This window comes from Frankia sp. CoWAU3 (genome assembly GCF_977971855.1).
Map to the genome: position 1 here is coordinate 13996 of NZ_CDWWXB010000081.1, position 1118 is coordinate 15113.

At 75.0% G+C, this 1118-nt stretch carries 1 protein-coding gene; it reads right to left on the bottom strand.

Features of this window, described 5'->3' with window-relative positions:
* Positions 1-418: 418 nt before the first annotated feature.
* Positions 419-1118: LysM peptidoglycan-binding domain-containing protein (locus AC08ON_RS09625; protein ID WP_476616805.1), on the bottom strand; the 700-nt coding region annotated here is incomplete at its 5' end.

Consider the following 1118-nt stretch of genomic DNA (forward strand, 5'->3'; position numbering starts at 1 on the left):
GCGGACCGGCTACCGGATCGAGACCCGGCACCGCGTGTGACGCCGCTGATCCCATGCCTGTGCCCGTGACCGTGCGCTCGGGCATGGCGAGGTGCCGAGGAGTCCGATCGACCGTCGTGCCACCGGGCTCGGTCTGGCCGTCCGCACCGCCACGGCGGCGTCCGCCGCCTCCCGGGGCGGTCACGGGCCGGCCTGGACGATCGGCGGTGGTGCGTCCGGCCGGCCGCACCCGGGGTCGGGGCGGCCTTGTCGACGAGCGGGTCGGGGCGCCGGCCGACGAGGAGCCGGCCTCGTCGTCATAGGGCGGTTCGTGGGGGGTGATGGGAAGGCGGCGCATTCCGGGGGCCGGAACTGGACGCCGGGGCAGGGTCAGGGCGTAGGTGGCGGTCACGGCAGGCTCCGGAAGTGGTGGGCGGGGTCAGGGCCCGGGGGGTGGTTTCAGGCGTTGGCCGGGGAAGATCAGATTCGGGTCGTGGCCGATCAGGTCGGAGTTGGCGGCCCACCACCGTGGCCACTCGGCCGCGATCTGCTCCTGCGTCGCGTTCGGGCCGAGATGACGGGCCGCGATGGACCAGAGACTGTCGCCGCGGAGGACGACGATTTCCGCCGCCTCGACGCCGGGAGAGGTCCGGTCGGTACCCGGGAGGCTCATGGGCCTGCCCGTTCCACGAGGGGCCGGCGGCACGATCGGATCCCGGGCCGGTGCCGATGCGATCGGAGCCGCCGGTCCGGACGGTGTCGGTCCGGACGGTGTCGGAGTGATGGCCGCGCCGGGCGCGGCCGGGCTGCTCGGGGAGGTGGTGGCTGGTCGGTCCAGGTCCGGCCAGCCGGCTGTGGTCGTGCGAGCCGTGGTGAGCCGAGTGAGGGCGCCGGGGTCAGGGGCGGTGTGCACCGGGTTTCCGCCGGCGGCGGAACCCGGGGCTGGGGGCGGCGTTGGCGAGCCGGCCGCCGAGGTGGTCTCGTGCAGGTCCACGACGGGGATCGCCTCACCGAGACCGGGAACCGAGATCGTTGGGGTGGGGCTGGTCGCCGGGACGGCACCGGCACCGGGTTCGGGAGAGGACGTGGGTTCGGAAGAGGACGTGGGGCCGGCAGGGGAGACGGGGCCGGTGGAGGAG